Genomic DNA, 15,499 nt, shown 5'->3' with positions numbered 1-15,499 from the left:
GCATTTTTTATGAAAAGGAAGATGAACCGGCTTGTTTTTGGTAGTGTCCTGCTGGTGCTGGCCGGTTGCGGCAAGCTGCAAAACGACATCAACGTGCCGCTGCCGGCTTTCTCATCCGATTTGGTGGTGGAATGCTACCTGCAGCCGGGCAAGGTGCCGGAGCTGGTTGTCACCACGTCGGTGCCCTACATCAGCGTCGTGCTGCCGCAGGTGCCCACCGATGTCACCGTTACGCTCACCATGCCCAACGGCACGCTGGTGCCGCTGGCCTTCAACCCCAATTACCGGGCGCTGGTTGACACCACTTCGGGCGTGAAATTCCACTCCCACATCGGCCGCGACCCGCTGGTGGCCAAAGCCGGCGACGTATTCAAGCTCGACGTGGTGGACACCAAAGGCCGCCATGCCACCGCCACCACCACCATGCTGGCCCCCGTGCCCATCGACTCGGTGAGCTACCAGTTCAACGACAAAACCGGCTCCGAGCGCAAGGCCCTTTTCCTCACCAGCTTCCGCGACCCGGCCCCGCTCGACGACTGTTACCGCCTGCAGCTGCACAAGGGCAACCCCGCCAAGGGAGCCCTGCTCAAAAGCCCGGAAATGGACATGTCGGTAGAAGACCGGCTGCTCAACGGCCAGGAATTCGTGCTGGGCACCAGCTACCGCTTCCACCCCGGCGATACCGTTACGGCCACGCTCTACCACACCGAGCGGGCCATGTACCGCTTCCGGCAATCGGTGCGCGACGCGCGCCAGGCCAACGGCAACCCCTTTGCTCAGCCGTCCGCCATTTATGGCAACGTGCAGGGCGGCATCGGCATCTTCGGCGTGCTGAGCGGCGCCACCGCCCAGAAGATCATAGCGAAATAAGGACTTGTAGCATATGCTTCAGCTTGTGCCGGTAAGTGACCGGCCGTTCAACGACGCACAAGCTGAAGCATGTGCTACAAGCTACAAGCCCGCCACCACGGCCTTTATCAGGGCTGTGAGGCGGGGCTCGGCCGCGCCGGCGGCAGCGAAAATGTCGGCCAGCACCACGGGCTTGAGGTGGCCGGGGGCGCACAAATCGGTGATGACCGACACGGCCAGCACCGGCAGGCCCAGGTGGCGGGCAGCTATCACCTCCGGCACCGTGCTCATGCCCACGGCATCGGCCCCGATGGTGCGCAGGTAGCGGTATTCGGCGGGGGTTTCGAGCATGGGGCCGGGCACGCTGGCGTACACGCCGCGCCGGGTGGTGCCGGCCTGCCCCAGCGCCTGGGCGGCGGCTTCGGCCCGGCGGAGCAGGTCGGCATTGTAGGGCGCGAACATATCCGGGAAGCGCGGACCCATTTCGTCGAGGTTGGCCCCGATGAGCGGGTTGCCGGGTTGCAGGTTGATGTGGTCGTCAATTAGCATCAAATCAGCGAGATTGAAATCGGGGTTGAGGCCGCCGGCGGCGTTGCTCACCAGTAGGCGGGCAATGCCCAGCAGCTTGAGCACGCGCACGGGTATGGCCACCTGCTGCATGGTGTAGCCCTCGTAGTAGTGGAAACGGCCTTGCAGCACGGCTACTTTTTTGCCGCCCATGCGGCCCAGCAGCAGCCGGCCGGCGTGGCTTTCCACGGTGCTGAGGGGGAAATGCGGGATGTCAGCGTAGTTGATTTCGTATTCAACGTCGACTTCATTCGCCAGCGCGCCCAGCCCGGTACCGAGGATGATGCCCGTTTCGGGCTGGAAGGCCTGGGAGCTGGCTTTGATGTAGGCGGCGGCTTCTTGGAGGTGTTGGAGCATTGGTGGGGTAGGAAAAAAACGGTCACCCTGAGCATAGCGAAGGACCTTCTCACGGCTGAACAAAGTATTCTGGCGTGATAAGGTCCTTCGCTGCGCTCAGGATGACAGCCGAGTCAGGATGACAAATGATGAAATAAACTACTGGATATCCAGCGAATACGGCAGGCGGGCCTGCACGCCGCGCATCTGCATCAGTTGCTGGTACTGGGCGTAGGCGGGGTACAGCGGCCCCAGCTCGGTCTTGATGGCGCGGGTTTTGGCCGCATCGTCGTCGCTGAACATGGAAATGAAGCCTTCCAGCGCCGATTTCTGGCGGGGCAGGCGCTGCACGTAATAGTCGTCGGCTTTGAGGTGGGCGCGGGCGGCGGCAATGTTGAGCGCGTCCTGGTAGTCGCCGAGTACGTCCACGAGGCCGTTGTTTTTGGCTTCGAGGCCGCTCCAGACGCGGCCCGAGGCCAGGCGGCGCAGGCGCTCCAGGGGCATATGGCGGCCCAGGGCGGCCTTGCTGGTAAAGTCGGCGTAGATGCGGTTCACCTCCTCCTGCAAAGTGCGCTTCTCGAAGTCGGTGAGCGGGCGCGTGATGGTGGGCAGGTCCGAGAACTTGCCCGTCGTCACGCGGTCCACGGTGATGCCCAGCTTGTCGGCCAGCAGCGGCTGGATGTTGGGCAGCACGCCAAACACGCCAATGGAGCCCGTAATCGTGTTCGGGTGGGCCACGATGGTATCGCAGGCCATGGCAATGTAGTAGCCGCCGGAAGCCGCCACGTCGCTCATGCTGGCGATAATCGGCTTCACCTTTTTGGTTAGCAGCACTTCGCGGTAGATGATGTCCGAGGCCAGCGACGAGCCGCCCGGCGAGTTGATGCGCAGCACCACGGCCTTCACTTTCTCATCGAGCCGGGCCTTGCGGATGGCTTCGGCAAACTTGGTGCTGCCGATGTTATCGTCGGAGCCCTTGCCGGTCACGATGTCGCCCTCGGCGTAAATCACGGCAATGCGGTTGCTGGTGCTGCTGCTCACGCGCGCCTCCGCGTCGCCGTTGTCGACGTAGTCGGAGAGGCTCACCAGGCTGGGCTTTTTGTCTTTGGCCACACCCAGCTTGCCGCGCATATAATCCTGCACCTCATCGAAGTAGCCGATTTTGGTGACGAGCTTCAGGCGCAGGGCATCGGGGGCGTTGTGCACCAGCATCGAGTCGGAAATTACCTTGAGGCGGGCCGGGGCGATGCCCCGGGTTTTGGCCACCTCGCCAATCATATAGCCGTTGATGGAGTTCAGGAACGACACGGTCTGGTAGCGGGCCGAATCGGAGAAGTTCTCGCGGAAAAACGGCTCGACGGCACTTTTGAAGGAGCCCACCCGAAAAATATAGGGCTCGATGCCTGCCTTTTCGAAGAGGCGCTTGTAGAACATCACCTCTGTACTCAGGCCGTTGAATTCGAGCGTGCCCTGCGGGTTGAGGTAGATTTCATTGGCCATCGAAGAGAGGTAGAAGCTCTTTTCGGAGGCAATTTCATGGTAGGCTACCACGAATTTGCCGCTCTTTTTGAAGTCGAGCAGCGCGTTGCGCACTTCCTCCAGCGAAGCCATGCCGCCCTGCACAATGCCCAGGTTCAGCAGAATGCCCTTGATGTCGTCGTCGCCCTTGGCCCGGTAGATGGCCTCCTTCAGCTCAACCAGCCCGGTGCTGCCGCCCCCGCCCAGCCCGCCGAAACGGCCTTCGCGCCCGCGCTCATTGAGCGGGTCATTCAGCTTGAGCTCCAGCACCGAGTTGGCGGTGGTTTGCTTCGGGCCTTTGGAGCTGTTCACCGTGGCCCCGATGAAGATGGCCACCCCCACAAAACATAAGAACCCAAACGCAGCCAGCCCCACGATGGTAGCTAGCACATATTTCAAAAATTGTCGCATGAGACCACAGATTTAACGAATTGAACGGATTTTTTGTGGTTCCGTGCCACTCAGATTGTCTAATCAGCTGGCAAGTTACACGCGGCTGTATCGTTTGGCCTTCGTGGGCTGGCTGTGGACTGGCGCGAGTTTAGCGCAGCGTAACTCGTGACCGTTATTGTGGGGGAGGCTGCGCCTCCCTGCCGCGCCAGCGGCAAGCCATGTTCGCACCGTTCAGGCTAGCCGTTCTGATGTGAGGCAGAGCCTCGCCCGATAAGCAGTCACGAGTTACGCTGCGCTAAACTCGCGCCGGTTGCGCCAGTTGCGGGCCTATAACGCTAATATCCGTATTTCTCGCCCCACCAGCCGCGCAGGCGTTCCTGAATTTTGGCCTCGCTGGCGTTCAGGCCCGGGGCGTAGAAGCGGGTGCCGCTCAGGGCATCGGGCAGAAACTCCTGGGCCTCAAAATTGCCCTCTCCGTTGTGCGAGTAGGCGTATTCCTGGCCGTAGCCGAGCTGCTTGAGCAGGCGGGTGGGGGCGTTGCGCAGGGGCACCGGCACGGGGTACACGCCATTGGCCTTCACCTCGGCCTGCGCCGCGCGGATGGCCATGTAGGCGGCGTTGCTCTTGGGTGAGGTGGCGAGGTAGATGACGGTTTGGGCGAGAATCAAATCCGATTCGGGCAGGCCGATGACGGTGCAGGCCTGGAAGCAGCTGGTGGCCAGCATCAGGGCGTTGGGGTTGGCATTGCCGATGTCCTCGGAGGCCAGGATGAGCATGCGGCGGGCGATGAATTTCACGTCTTCGCCGCCTTCCAGCATCACGGCCAGGTAGTAGAGCGCGGCGTTGGGGTCGGAGCCGCGCATGGACTTGATGAAGGCCGAAATCACGTCGTAGTGCATTTCGCCGCCCTTGTCGTAGCGGGCCAGTGGGCGCTGGGCCACGGTTTGCACCACGGCATCGGTGATTTCGATGACGCCTTTTTTGTTGGGCGGCGTGCTTTGGACTACGATTTCTAAGAGGTTGAGCAGCTTGCGGGCATCGCCTCCGCTGAGGGCCAGCAGGGCGTGGTCCTCTTTCAGTACTACCTTTTTCTGCTTGAGCGCGGCATCTTCGGTCAGGGCTTTTTGCACGAGGCCGCGCAGGGTATCCGCGCTCAAGGCCTCCAATACATATACCTGGCAGCGCGAGAGCAAGGCCGGAATTACCTCGAAGGACGGGTTTTCCGTAGTGGCCCCAATCAGCGTCACGGTGCCGTGCTCCACCGCGCCCAGCAGCGCATCCTGCTGCGCCTTGCTGAAACGGTGTATTTCATCGATAAACAACACCGTTCCGCGCTGCCGCCTGGCCTTTTCAATCACGTCGCGCACGTCCTTCACACCGGCATTGATGGCGCTCAGGGCCGAAAACGGCTGTTTCAGCTCCGAGGCCAGCAGGTGGGCCAGGGTGGTTTTGCCCACGCCCGGCGGACCCCATAGGATGAGGCTGGGCAGACGCCCGGAATTCAAATAGCGGCGCAGCACGCCGGTTTCGCCCACCAGGTGCTGCTGGCCGGCGTAGTCGGCCAGGCGGCGGGGGCGCTGGCGCTCGGCCAGGGGCGCATCGGGGCCGGGCGCGGCGGCGGGGGTGAAGGCAGCGGGTTCGTCGTCGGGGAAGAGGTTCATGGTGCGGTAAGCTTTAGCTTGCCGTATCGGTAACAAGCCCGGCAAAGTTCGGTTGAATCACCGCAGCTTGCTTTGCTTTGTACGTAATGTCAAGCTAAAGCTTACCTCACTTTATGTCCAATCAATTCCGCGTCCACGCGGCCCTTTTCTTCGTCACGGTCATTTACGCGGCCAATTATTCCCTGTCGAAAGACGTGATGCCGCAGTACATGACCCCCTTTGGCATCGTCACGCTGCGGGTGCTGGGGGCGTCGAGCTTCTTCGCCCTCATCAAATACTTCGTGGCCCCGCAGGACAAAATCATCGGTTGGGCCGACAACTGGCGCTCCATTATCTGTGGCGTGTGCGGCATTGGGGTCAATCAGCTGCTGTTTTTTTCGGGGCTGAACCTGACTTCGCCCATCAGCGCCTCGCTGCTGCAAACCATCGCACCCATTGTGGTAGTCATCGCCTCGGCTGTTTTATTGAGCGAGAAAATCACCGTGCCGCGTGCGCTGGGCATTGCGGTGGGGGCAGTGGGCGCAGCCTCGCTCATCCTCAGCCGCAACGCGCAGGCGGCCATCTACCCGCACGCCACGCTGGGCAACCTGTTCATCCTGGCCAATGCCACGGTTTTTGGCCTCTACCTGGTACTGGTGCAGCCGTTGATGCGCAAGTATCACGCCTTCACGGTGTTGGCGCGGGTGTTTCTGGTGGGGGCCATCGTGGCGGTGCCCTTCGGCTGGCGCGAGGCGCTGGGTACCAATTATGCCAGCTTTCCGCTCAAAATCTGGCTCGAAGTGGGTTACATGGTAGTTTTTCTCACCATTGTGGCCTATTTGCTCAATAACTGGGCGCTGAAATATGCCTCGCCGGCCCTGCTGGGCGTCTACATTTATTTGCAGCCGGTGTTGGCGGTGCTCTTCGCCGTGGCCCTGGGCAAAGACCATCTCACCTGGAGCAAGGCTGGGCAGGCCATGCTCATTTTCGTGGGCGTGTGGCTGGTGAGCCAGAAGCCCAAAGGCGCACCAGCCGCGGCCGTGGTGCCGGAAACGGTGATGGACTGAGTGGGGGGAGCGAGCGTTTCATAAAACCAGAACGTCATGCTGAGCGGAGCCGAAGCATGACGTTCTTTTTTATTGTGATTTCCGGAAGCCAGTCGCTACGCTAATGCGCCTGCGGCTGAAACTCCGTAACCGCCTCGCCCAAATCCAAAACCTTCGCGTCTGGCAATGCCTGCTGCACAATACTGGTCCCTACGGCCGAGCGGTAGCCACCCGCGCAGTGAACCAGAATCGGCTTATCAGTGGGGATTTCGTGGGCGCGCTCGCGCAGCTCGGGCAGGGGAATGACCAGGGCATTCTGAAAAACCGGCGTTTGAGCTTCGGCCCGGTTGCGGATGTCGACGATGGTAAAGGCTTCGGGGTGCTCGCGCACGGCCGCTACGTCTACGGTGGGGGAGGTGGCGGGCAGGTCGGCCGGGGCCATTAGCGCGCCCTTGATGTTGCCTTCGTAGCCAATTTTGGCTGTTTTGCGGATGACCGTGTCCAGCGCGATTTTGGAATCGGCCAACAGGTAAAACGGCTCTTTGGGGCCAACGATAGAGCCCAGCCAGGTTTCGAATTTGCCACCATCCTGCAAGTTGAGGGCTCCCGGCAGATGGCCGGCCCGGAACTGGGCCGCCGGCCGCGTGTCGATGAGCAGTACGCCGGGTTCCAGCACCGCGCCGGTGTTCGGGTGTGGTACCGCCCGAATGCTGTCCTCGAAGCTGGGCGCGCCCTGCTTGTTCAGGGCCACGTTGTGGCCGAAATACTTGGGTACGAAGGGCTGGTCTGCGAGCAGCACCTTAATAAACTCATCCTGCGACATGGGTTGCAGGGCGTAGTTGGTTTTCAGCTCTTTGGCGATGGTGGAATCGAGGTCGGGGCTGGTGGTTGTGCCGCAGAGCGAGCCGGGGCCGTGGGCGGGGTACACCCTGGTGCTGCCGGGCAGGGTCATGAGCTTGTTGCGGGTGCTTTTATACAGCTGCGCGGCCAGCTCCTCGCGCTGGTGGCCGCCCACGGCTTCGTCCTCGCGCAGGTCGGGCCGGCCCACATCGCCCACAAACAGGGTGTCGCCGGTGAATACGGCGCGGCTCTGGGCTAGCTCATCCATCAGCAAAATGCTGATGGAGTCCGGCGAGTGGCCGGGGGTGTTGATGGCGTGCAGCTCGTAGCTGCCCAGCTTGATGCGGTCGCCGTCGTCGAAATTCTTGTGGGGATATTTGGCTCCTACCAATTTGCTGCAGTAGATGGTGGCCTCGGTTTCCTCAGCAATTTCCAGGTGCGACGACACAAAATCGGCGTGCGGGTGCGTCTCAATCACGGCGATGATGCGGGCCTCGTGCTCGTCGGCAAAGTCGTAGTACGGCTGCGGGTCGCGGGCCGGGTCGATGATGGCGACCTGGCGGCCGCAACGCACGGCGTAGCTGGCGTGGGCCAGGCCCTTGTCGTAAAACTGCTGGATTTGCACGGCCGAGGCTGTGCTACTGGGAAGGGGAGGCATGGGGGAACGAGGGGGGATGGTGAGGCGGGGCCTTTCTTGCCCGATGTGGGTGGGTAAGAATCCAAATATAAATGCTGGGGGTAGAACCTCCGTTGCTCTAGCCAGATTAGGGCAGGGCTATCTGTTCGAATTCGGAACGGGCACCGGCTGGCTTAACCGACCAGCTGACGCTCACGCGGTCGGCTTCGATACAGCGTACTGTGGGAATGGCATTGCGGGCGGGCGTAAGCGGCCGCAGCTGCTGGGTGGCAATGTCATAAGCCAGCACTTGGCGACTGGTATTCAATATTACGTGCTGATAGTCAGCACTGATTCCCCGAAAACGAAAGCTGGCTGGATAACTTGGAAGGGGACCTTCGAGGTTGAGAGCTGGGGCGGCATCGTTCACTATTTCCGGAACCGCCAGCTCGTGCACGCCTGCCAACTGGCCTGCATTGCCGAGCTGAGCCAAAATTAACCCTACTGGTTGCTCATTGCTGTAGCCACTCAGCGGAATTATACCCGTGCCGCCAGCTCCAATAATACCTATGCCAATCATACCCCGGACAATAGTGATTGCATTGGGTATGTTGCGGTAGGTTTCGCCAATTAGCTGGTAGCTGCCATCGGGTAGTTGGCCCGCCGACTGCCACCGGTAATGAGCCGGCCGGCCGGATAACGGCCATGCCAGACCGACCCCAAATTGGCGTTGGCCCACGGGGCTTAGCAGCAGGGCAAAGTCGCGCCGATACTCCCACGCTTTGCCTTGCTCGGCAGGTGCCGTGTAAGAAGTGCGGCGGTCTGAAGTGCCCAATAGCAGCAGCCCGGCTGGTACTACCGCCGCTACATCCAGCTCATCATTGGAAGCCAGCGGCTGGTTGCATTCGGCATCTCCGGTTGTCAGGCGGAAGCTCAACACGCGCGGCCGCATGGCCAGGGCCAAATACTCCCTGAGCACAAGCCATAGGTGGGTATCGCTGGCTACTATATGCTCAACAGTAGTTAAGCAGGCAGGGGTGAGCTGCTGCTCCCACAGCGGGGCCAGTGTCGGACTCAGCGCCCGTACCTCAAGGTTGGGCCGGCCCGATTTGCCCGAAGGGTAAATGAGCACGAAACCCTTTCCGTCTGGCAGGCCAAACAAGCGGGGCGGCACTAGCATTTTGGCGTCGCCACCCAGCTGAGGCATGTACTGTCGAGGCAGTTGCAGCGTCCGGCCCACCGAATCAGTGAGCAGCAGCATCACTGAGTCTTTTCCGGTTTTGCACAGCAGATACAAGTTGCGCGTTCCGCTTTGCGCTGCTGCTGCCAACTCAAAGCCTCGCGGTATTGCCGCAACGGGATGCGTTGCGGTGCCGTCGGTGCCGAGCACGCCTTGTTCCAGCACAAACCCCGCTCCCGGCTTTTTCATCGTCTGACAGCTCATGACGCGAAAGCTCGCCGCCGCCGATGACTGGGCAAATAGCGGTAGGCTTGGAGTAGCAGCCTGCAGCACAAAGCCGCTGATAAGCAGCCACAAAAAGCGTGATGCGTTTCGGTAGAACACGTTTCTATAAGGCCTTGAAAGTGGTTAGGAAAGGTTAGATTAATGCGAATTTGGGGCTACATGCCCGGATTGGTCCCGCCCGGGCCTCACGAAACAGCGTTTATTCTGGCATAATGGGGAAACAGGTGCATAAAAAAAGCTCCCGCCTCGAGGCGGGAGCTTTTTTTATGCGGCGGGCAGGGTATTACGCCTTGGTCTTCATTTTCATCTTGCCGCCATCACGGCCGTGGCCGTGGTGCTCGGCTTTCATCTTGTCCATCTTGGCGAATTGCTCGGGGGTGAGGATGGTCTTCATCTGGGCCTCATAGCGGTCGTGGGCGGCTTTCATTTCGGGGCGGCCGGCTTTTTTGTCGGTGCCGTACTTGGTTTTGAGGGCCGTCATTTCCTGCTGGCGGGCCAGCATCAGCTGCTCTACTTTGGCTTCCTGGTCGGCGTTGAGGCCGAGCTCTTTGGTCATTTTGCCGGCGCGGTGGTCGGCCATCTTGGCGGGGTCTTTCGGCCCCTGTTTGTCTTTGCTGTAGTGGCGGGCTGTCTGGTTGGCATCGGAGCCAGTGGTTTTCACGACGGTTTGGGCGAAGCTGGTGCCAGCGGTAGCAAAAGCGAGGGCGGCGAGCAGAAACAGGTTCTTCTTCATGGCGGTAATAAGCAAAAATGGGTTGGTTAAGGATGAGGGGAGCACCAGGCCCGGTGCGGGAGTGGCTTTGGTGCCTGCCGGGGTAATTACAAGCAGTATGCCAGCATTTCGCCAACCGGCTTCCAGAGCCAGTTCATCGACGCAAAGCCGCTTTTTATTGACGAAGCGCCATCTTATTCGGGCTGGGCAGCCGGGGCGTTGGCATTAGCAGCGCGGTGCTCGCGCATCTTCTCGCGCTGCTCGTCGCGCATCTGGCTGAATTTGGTGAATTGCTCCGGGGTAAGCACGGTTTTAATCTGCTCGTCGGTGCGGGTTTCGCTGGCTTTCAGGTCCTGGGCGGTGCCCAGTTTGCGGCCGCCGGTGGTGCGCTGCTCGCGCAACAGCTGCAGTTGCTGGCGCTGGGCCATGAGGATGGGGCCCAGGCGGGCCTGCTGGTTGGCAGTGAGGCCTAGTTCTTTGCCGAGGTACTGGGCGCGGCGCTGGGCCAGTTGGTCGGGGGCGGGGGTGGTACCGGCCTGGGCCGGAACGGTAGCAGTAGCGAGAGTCTGCGCAAGGCTGGTACCGGCCGTGGCCGCGCTGACAGCAATGATAAAAAGGAGCTTTTTCATGGTAGGCAGGGGGGGGGCTGATTAGGGTAACGAAAGTAATATCGACGCTGGAATGCACGCGGCTAAACCGGCTTGGGCGCGGGGATTTCGGCCGTGGGCCGGCCCGTAGAACCACGCTCACGCGGGGGCAGTGCCTCGGCGGTGGGAAAATGCTGCCTATATTTCGGCTCCGCCACTAGCGCCCGGGAGTATTTTCGTTGCTCAACGGGCCGGATGGGGATTTTTAATTCTTTCATTTATTTCAAACTTCTTCCTTCTTTACATCTAACACATGGCAAGTATTTTCGCCAAAAAACCACTGGCTGTGCTCTTGGGCGAGGCCAACTCGACCGGGCACGGCACCCTGAAACGGACGCTGGGCGCGGGCAACCTCGTGGCGCTGGGCGTGGGCGCCATCATCGGGGCGGGCCTGTTTGTGCGCACCGCCGCCGCTTCGGCGCAGGCCGCCGGGCCGGGCGTGACGCTGGCCTTCATTCTGGCCGCTTTCGGCTGCGTGTTTGCGGGCCTGTGCTACGCCGAGTTCGCGGCCATGATTCCCATTGCCGGCTCGGCCTACACCTATGCCTACACCACCATGGGTGAGTTTGTGGCCTGGGTAATCGGCTGGGCCCTGATTATGGAATACGCCCTGGGCGCGGCCACCGTGAGCATTGCCTGGAGCGAGTACCTCAACAAGCTGCTGGAGGTCTTTGGGACCAGTATGCCGTACAATCTTTCCCACTCACCTTTCGAGCACGCCATTATTAATGGCGTAGACCAGCACGGGGTTGTCAACCTGCCCGCGCTGTTCATTATTGTGATGCTCAGTCTGTTGCTGGTGAAAGGCACGCAGGAGTCGGCCATGTTCAACGCCGTGATTGTGGTGCTGAAAGTGCTGATTGTGGTCGTGTTCATCGCCGTGGGCTGGCAGTTCATCAACCCCGCCAACCACACGCCCTACCTCATTCCGGCCGATGCCGTGGTGAAAAACGCGGCCGGCGAAGTGGTGCGGACCTACGAAGGGTTCTTTAAGCACGGCATTGGCGGCATTATCGGTGGGGCGGGCATTGTATTCTTTGCCTTCATCGGTTTCGACGCCGTGAGCACGGCGGCGCAGGAAGCCCGCAACCCCAAGCGCGACATGCCCATCGGCATTCTGGGTTCGCTGGCTATTTGCACAGTGCTCTACATTCTGTTCGGACACGTACTGACGGGCGTAGCCAGCTGGCGCGAGTTTGCCGACCCGGCTTTAGGCGGCGAGGCGTCGGTAGCTTATGCCATTCGGGCGCACATGCCCGGCTACGGCTGGCTGGCCACGGGCGTGACGGTGGGCATCCTGCTCGGTTTCACGTCGGTTATCCTGGTGATGCTCATGGGCCAGAGCCGCGTATTCTTCTCGATGGCCAAGGACGGCCTCATGCCCAAGGCATTCTCGGAGCTGCACCCGCGCTTCAACACGCCCTACAAATCCAACCTGATGTTGATGGTGTTCGTGGGCTTGTTCGCGGCCTTCGTGCCCGGCTCGCTGGCCGGCGACCTCACCTCGTTCGGGACGCTGCTGGCCTTCGTGCTCGTAAGCCTGGGCGTGTGGATTATGCGCAAGTCGGACCCCGCCCAGCCGCGGCCTTTCCGTGCGCCGCTCTCGTCGCCCAGCTTCCCGCTGGTGCCCATCATGGGCGCGTTGGTGTGCACGCTGCTTATCGTGGGCCTCGATTCGTTCACGCTGCAAGTGGCAGTGGGCTGGATGCTGCTGGGCTTCATCGTGTACTTCCTCTACGGCCAGCGTAACTCCATGCTCCAGAAGGGCGTGGTAGTGGTGCCCTCCGAAATGGAAGAAGAAGCCTTCATCAAGCCCGATAAGAACAACCGGTAGTACTGAGTTAAGAGTTAAAGGTTGAGCGTTAGTCTTTTCAACTTTCAACTCTTAACTCAACAAAAAACCCGCTGGCATTAGCCAGCGGGTTTTTTTGTTGATGCTGCCTTCACCTCGCTTTTGAGCTTGAGCACCCGGTCGCCGTTTTCCTGCACGATGACGAAGGCGGGGTCATCGGCCGAACCGTTGCGGTGGATGACGCTGCCCTTGATGGTGCGGCTGATGGGCTCTTTGTGTGCCGATTCAATCTTGCCGGTGGCCGTGCCGGTGCCGTATTTCCAGGAGACTTGGGTGCCTTTGCGCATAAAACCAGGGAGAAAGTGCGGGAATTCAGTTACCAAAATGAGTTGAGAGTACGTGTACTGCCAACGGCAGGCTGTCGTTGCAGGGCGGGTTGGGGCGCGGGCACTGGGCCATTGGTGGCCCTACTCCGCCATTTCGCCGTTCTTTTGCGTAGTTCAACCATGCGTGCTGCCATTCTGCGCGCCCCCCATGATGTTTCGATTCCTGTCGCTGCTGCTGTTTCTGCCCTTCTTTGCCTCCGCCCAAACGCCCTTCGTGCCCGATGAGCGGGCTTATTACGGACTAATTGACCGGGGCAGCGGGCGCTGCCTTGATATTGCCAGCGCCAGCACGGCCAGCGGCGCGGCGGCCGTGCAGTGGGAGTTCACGCACGCCCCCAGCCAGCAATGGCGCTTCGTGCCCATTCGGACCGGCAGCGAATATTACCGCATCGAAGCCCGCCACAGCAGCCAGTGCCTGACCGTGGACAAGCCCGGCGAGGGCCTGGGCCTGGTGCAACGCCCCTTCCAGGGCAGCGAGCAGCAGCAGTGGCGGCTGGTGCCGGCCGGCCCTTTGGGGAGCTTTCAGCTCGAAAACCGCAGCGAAGCCCGCTGTGCCGCGCTGGCCGCAGCCGATAAATTCAACGGTACGCCCGTGGTGGCCCAGAAGAACAACGGCCGCGCCAGCCAGCAGTGGCGCCTGTTTCGGCTGCGCCTGAATGTGCTGGAAGGGCCGTCGCCCTTCGGAGCGCCGCTGCCGCTGGCCGGGGCCATCAACTCGCCCGGCAACGAGGTGCACCCCGTGCTGAGCCCCGATGGCAAGACATTGTACTTCGCCCGCACCAAGTTTGCCGGCAACACCGAGGGCAACACCGACTCCGGCGATGCCTGGCTGAGCCAGAGCCCCGACCAGGGCAAAACCTGGGGCGCGCCCACCCGCCTCGACGGCCTGAACACGCCCCAGAACAACGCCGTGGAAGCCACCACCGGCACCGGTGGCCAGCTCCTGGTGGTGCGCGGTACCTACGAGCGCGACGGCACCTTCCGCGACGAGGGCCTGAGCCGGGTGGCGCAATCTGCCGCCGTGGCCCCCGGCGCTACGCCCAAAACCACCCGGCCCGAGGCCCTGCGCATTGCCAATTTCTACTCGGCGGTGACGGGCACGGGGTTTTATATGTCGGCCGATGGGCAAACGCTGCTGCTCTCGCTGGAGCGCGGCGACTCCGAGGGCGGCAACGATATTTACCTGAGCCGCCCCGATGGCAGCAGCGGTTACACCGAGCCCAAAAGCCTGGGGCCGGTGCTCAACTCGCCCGGTTTCGACTTCGCGCCCTGGCTCACGCCCGATGGCAAAACGCTGTATTTTGCGTCGTACGGCCACATGGGCTACGGCTCGGCCGATATGTTCGTGAGCCAGCGCCTCGACGACAGCTGGACCCGCTGGAGCGAGCCCCGCAACCTGGGCCCGGCCCTGAACGGCCCCGGCTTCAACGCCTACCTGACGCTCACGCCCGACGGCAAAACGGCCTATTTCTCGTCCTCGGCCACGCCCAACGGCACCAAGGATATCCTGCGCACGGGCCGCGCCACACCGCCCGACTCGCTGCCCAAGCCCGCCGTGGTGGCCGAGGCCAATGAGAATTCGGGCCGTGCTTTCCTGAGCGGCCGCGTGCTGGATGCCCGCACCAAGCAGCCGGTAGCAGGCGCGGTGGTGAAGGCCAACCTGCTGGGTACCAGCAAAACCAGTCCGCAGTTCCTGGCCACCAGCACTGCCGACAACCAGGGCAACTACCAGATGTCGCTGCTGCCCGGCCGGTACTACCTCTCGGCCAACGGCGCGGGCCTGCTCACAATGGGCGACACGCTGGTAGCCGCTGGCTCGCCCCGGCGCGATATCCTGCTGCTGCCCGCCGCCGTGGGGGCCAAAGTAGACCTGCCCAGCATCATCTTCGCCCAGGGCAAAGCCACGCTGCTGGGCTCAGCCTACACCGAGCTGAACCGCCTCGCCATTGCCCTGCAAGCCGCCACCGCCACCGAAGTGCGCCTCGAAGGCCACACCGATAACGTGGGCCCGGCCGACAAAAACCAACAGCTTTCCGAAGACCGGGTAGCCGAAGTGAAGCGCTACCTCGTGGGCCGGGGCGTGGCTGAAAGCCGCATCACCACTGTAGGTTTCGGCGGCTCGAAGCCGAAATTCGGCAACGACCGCGAAGAAACCCGCCGCCTGAACCGCCGCGTGGAGCTGGTAATTGTGAAGTAGCGCACAGGTTGTTTCCCCTAATTAAACGTACATAGGACTTGCGCAAACCCCTGTTTACGAAGCCCTGCCGGGTACAACCCCGCTGGGGCTGGTAAAATGCACCCTTGCGTAAGTTCTATTGCGTAAAGCACCGTGATAATGCCCCGCCCAGCGGGCCAGTCAAGCTACATAAAATCGAACTCGACAAACCAGTTGAAATTAAACCGTTAGGCTTTTCTGCTCCGCAGGAGAGGGGGGCTGCGTTGATAATTTCTGCGTCAGGGCACAACCATCGAGGGGCGCCAGCAAACGCCCAAACGGATTATCCGAGAACAAGCGCATACTAGGCCTGCTAACGTACTGGTAGATATATAGAAAGCGCAATAATGGCTCAGCCTGATGATAATGGCTGCCCGAAACTGATTCAGGCAAGCAGGTATAATTTGTTGGACGGAGGCTGAGTAGATCGGTCCGGGCGTAATTTTGTCTGGTTCCGAAACCGCGCACTATCGCCGC

General features: G+C 61.4%; 12 protein-coding genes. 4 read left to right on the top strand and 8 right to left on the bottom strand.

Annotated features, from left to right (window positions below; genetic code table 11):
- Positions 1 to 21: 21 nt before the first annotated feature.
- The gene (locus KQ661_RS16030; RefSeq protein WP_216689246.1) at positions 22 to 870 is read left to right on the top strand and encodes a DUF4249 domain-containing protein; all 849 of its coding nucleotides are present in this window, start codon (positions 22 to 24) and stop codon (positions 868 to 870) included.
- Between the two features lie 81 nt (positions 871 to 951).
- Here KQ661_RS16030 and KQ661_RS16025 read toward each other — a convergent pair whose 3' ends face one another.
- The 3 genes from KQ661_RS16025 to KQ661_RS16015 form a co-directional block, all read right to left on the bottom strand.
- Entirely contained in the window at positions 952 to 1,773 is an 822-nt protein-coding gene (locus KQ661_RS16025) for a purine-nucleoside phosphorylase (RefSeq protein ID WP_216727485.1), read from the bottom strand.
- 138 nt (positions 1,774 to 1,911) lie between these two features.
- Complete coding sequence (gene sppA, locus KQ661_RS16020) at positions 1,912 to 3,660, bottom strand: signal peptide peptidase SppA (RefSeq protein WP_317196123.1); 1,749 nt, start codon at positions 3,658 to 3,660, stop codon at positions 1,912 to 1,914.
- A 338-nt stretch (positions 3,661 to 3,998) separates the two neighbouring features.
- Positions 3,999 to 5,324 carry a replication-associated recombination protein A gene (locus tag KQ661_RS16015; protein WP_216727484.1) on the bottom strand — a complete coding sequence of 442 codons (1,326 nt, stop codon included), beginning with the start codon at positions 5,322 to 5,324 and terminating at the stop codon, positions 3,999 to 4,001.
- Between the two features lie 113 nt (positions 5,325 to 5,437).
- Between KQ661_RS16015 and KQ661_RS16010 the strand changes: the two genes are divergently transcribed.
- Positions 5,438 to 6,370: a DMT family transporter gene (locus KQ661_RS16010; RefSeq protein WP_216689242.1), complete on the top strand. Its 933-nt coding sequence runs from the start codon at positions 5,438 to 5,440 to the stop codon at positions 6,368 to 6,370.
- A 100-nt stretch (positions 6,371 to 6,470) separates the two neighbouring features.
- Here KQ661_RS16010 and KQ661_RS16005 read toward each other — a convergent pair whose 3' ends face one another.
- From KQ661_RS16005 to KQ661_RS15990, 4 genes are all read right to left on the bottom strand, one after another.
- Positions 6,471 to 7,847, bottom strand: a complete 1,377-nt coding sequence (locus KQ661_RS16005; protein ID WP_226915606.1) for an MBL fold metallo-hydrolase — start codon at positions 7,845 to 7,847, stop codon at positions 6,471 to 6,473.
- A gap of 106 nt (positions 7,848 to 7,953) precedes the next feature.
- Complete coding sequence (locus KQ661_RS16000; RefSeq protein ID WP_216727483.1) at positions 7,954 to 9,069, bottom strand: hypothetical protein; 1,116 nt, start codon at positions 9,067 to 9,069, stop codon at positions 7,954 to 7,956.
- 484 nt (positions 9,070 to 9,553) lie between these two features.
- Positions 9,554 to 10,018 carry a DUF4890 domain-containing protein gene (locus tag KQ661_RS15995; RefSeq protein WP_216727482.1) on the bottom strand — a complete coding sequence of 155 codons (465 nt, stop codon included), beginning with the start codon at positions 10,016 to 10,018 and terminating at the stop codon, positions 9,554 to 9,556.
- 158 nt (positions 10,019 to 10,176) lie between these two features.
- Positions 10,177 to 10,611: a hypothetical protein gene (locus KQ661_RS15990; RefSeq protein WP_216727481.1), complete on the bottom strand. Its 435-nt coding sequence runs from the start codon at positions 10,609 to 10,611 to the stop codon at positions 10,177 to 10,179.
- 271 nt (positions 10,612 to 10,882) lie between these two features.
- Between KQ661_RS15990 and KQ661_RS15985 the strand changes: the two genes are divergently transcribed.
- Positions 10,883 to 12,463 carry an amino acid permease gene (locus KQ661_RS15985; RefSeq protein ID WP_216726446.1) on the top strand — a complete coding sequence of 527 codons (1,581 nt, stop codon included), beginning with the start codon at positions 10,883 to 10,885 and terminating at the stop codon, positions 12,461 to 12,463.
- Positions 12,464 to 12,540: 77 nt separating this feature from the next.
- On the opposite strand, the gene KQ661_RS15980 is transcribed toward KQ661_RS15985, so the two are convergent.
- Positions 12,541 to 12,768 carry a hypervirulence associated TUDOR domain-containing protein gene (locus KQ661_RS15980; RefSeq protein WP_216689234.1) on the bottom strand — a complete coding sequence of 76 codons (228 nt, stop codon included), beginning with the start codon at positions 12,766 to 12,768 and terminating at the stop codon, positions 12,541 to 12,543.
- 187 nt (positions 12,769 to 12,955) lie between these two features.
- Between KQ661_RS15980 and KQ661_RS15975 the strand changes: the two genes are divergently transcribed.
- Positions 12,956 to 15,004 carry an RICIN domain-containing protein gene (locus KQ661_RS15975; RefSeq protein ID WP_216727480.1) on the top strand — a complete coding sequence of 683 codons (2,049 nt, stop codon included), beginning with the start codon at positions 12,956 to 12,958 and terminating at the stop codon, positions 15,002 to 15,004.
- Positions 15,005 to 15,499 lie beyond the last annotated feature (495 nt).

Source organism: Hymenobacter siberiensis (genome assembly GCF_018967845.1).
GTDB lineage: Bacteria > Bacteroidota > Bacteroidia > Cytophagales > Hymenobacteraceae > Hymenobacter > Hymenobacter siberiensis.
This window is presented reverse-complemented; position numbering and strand designations above follow the sequence as displayed.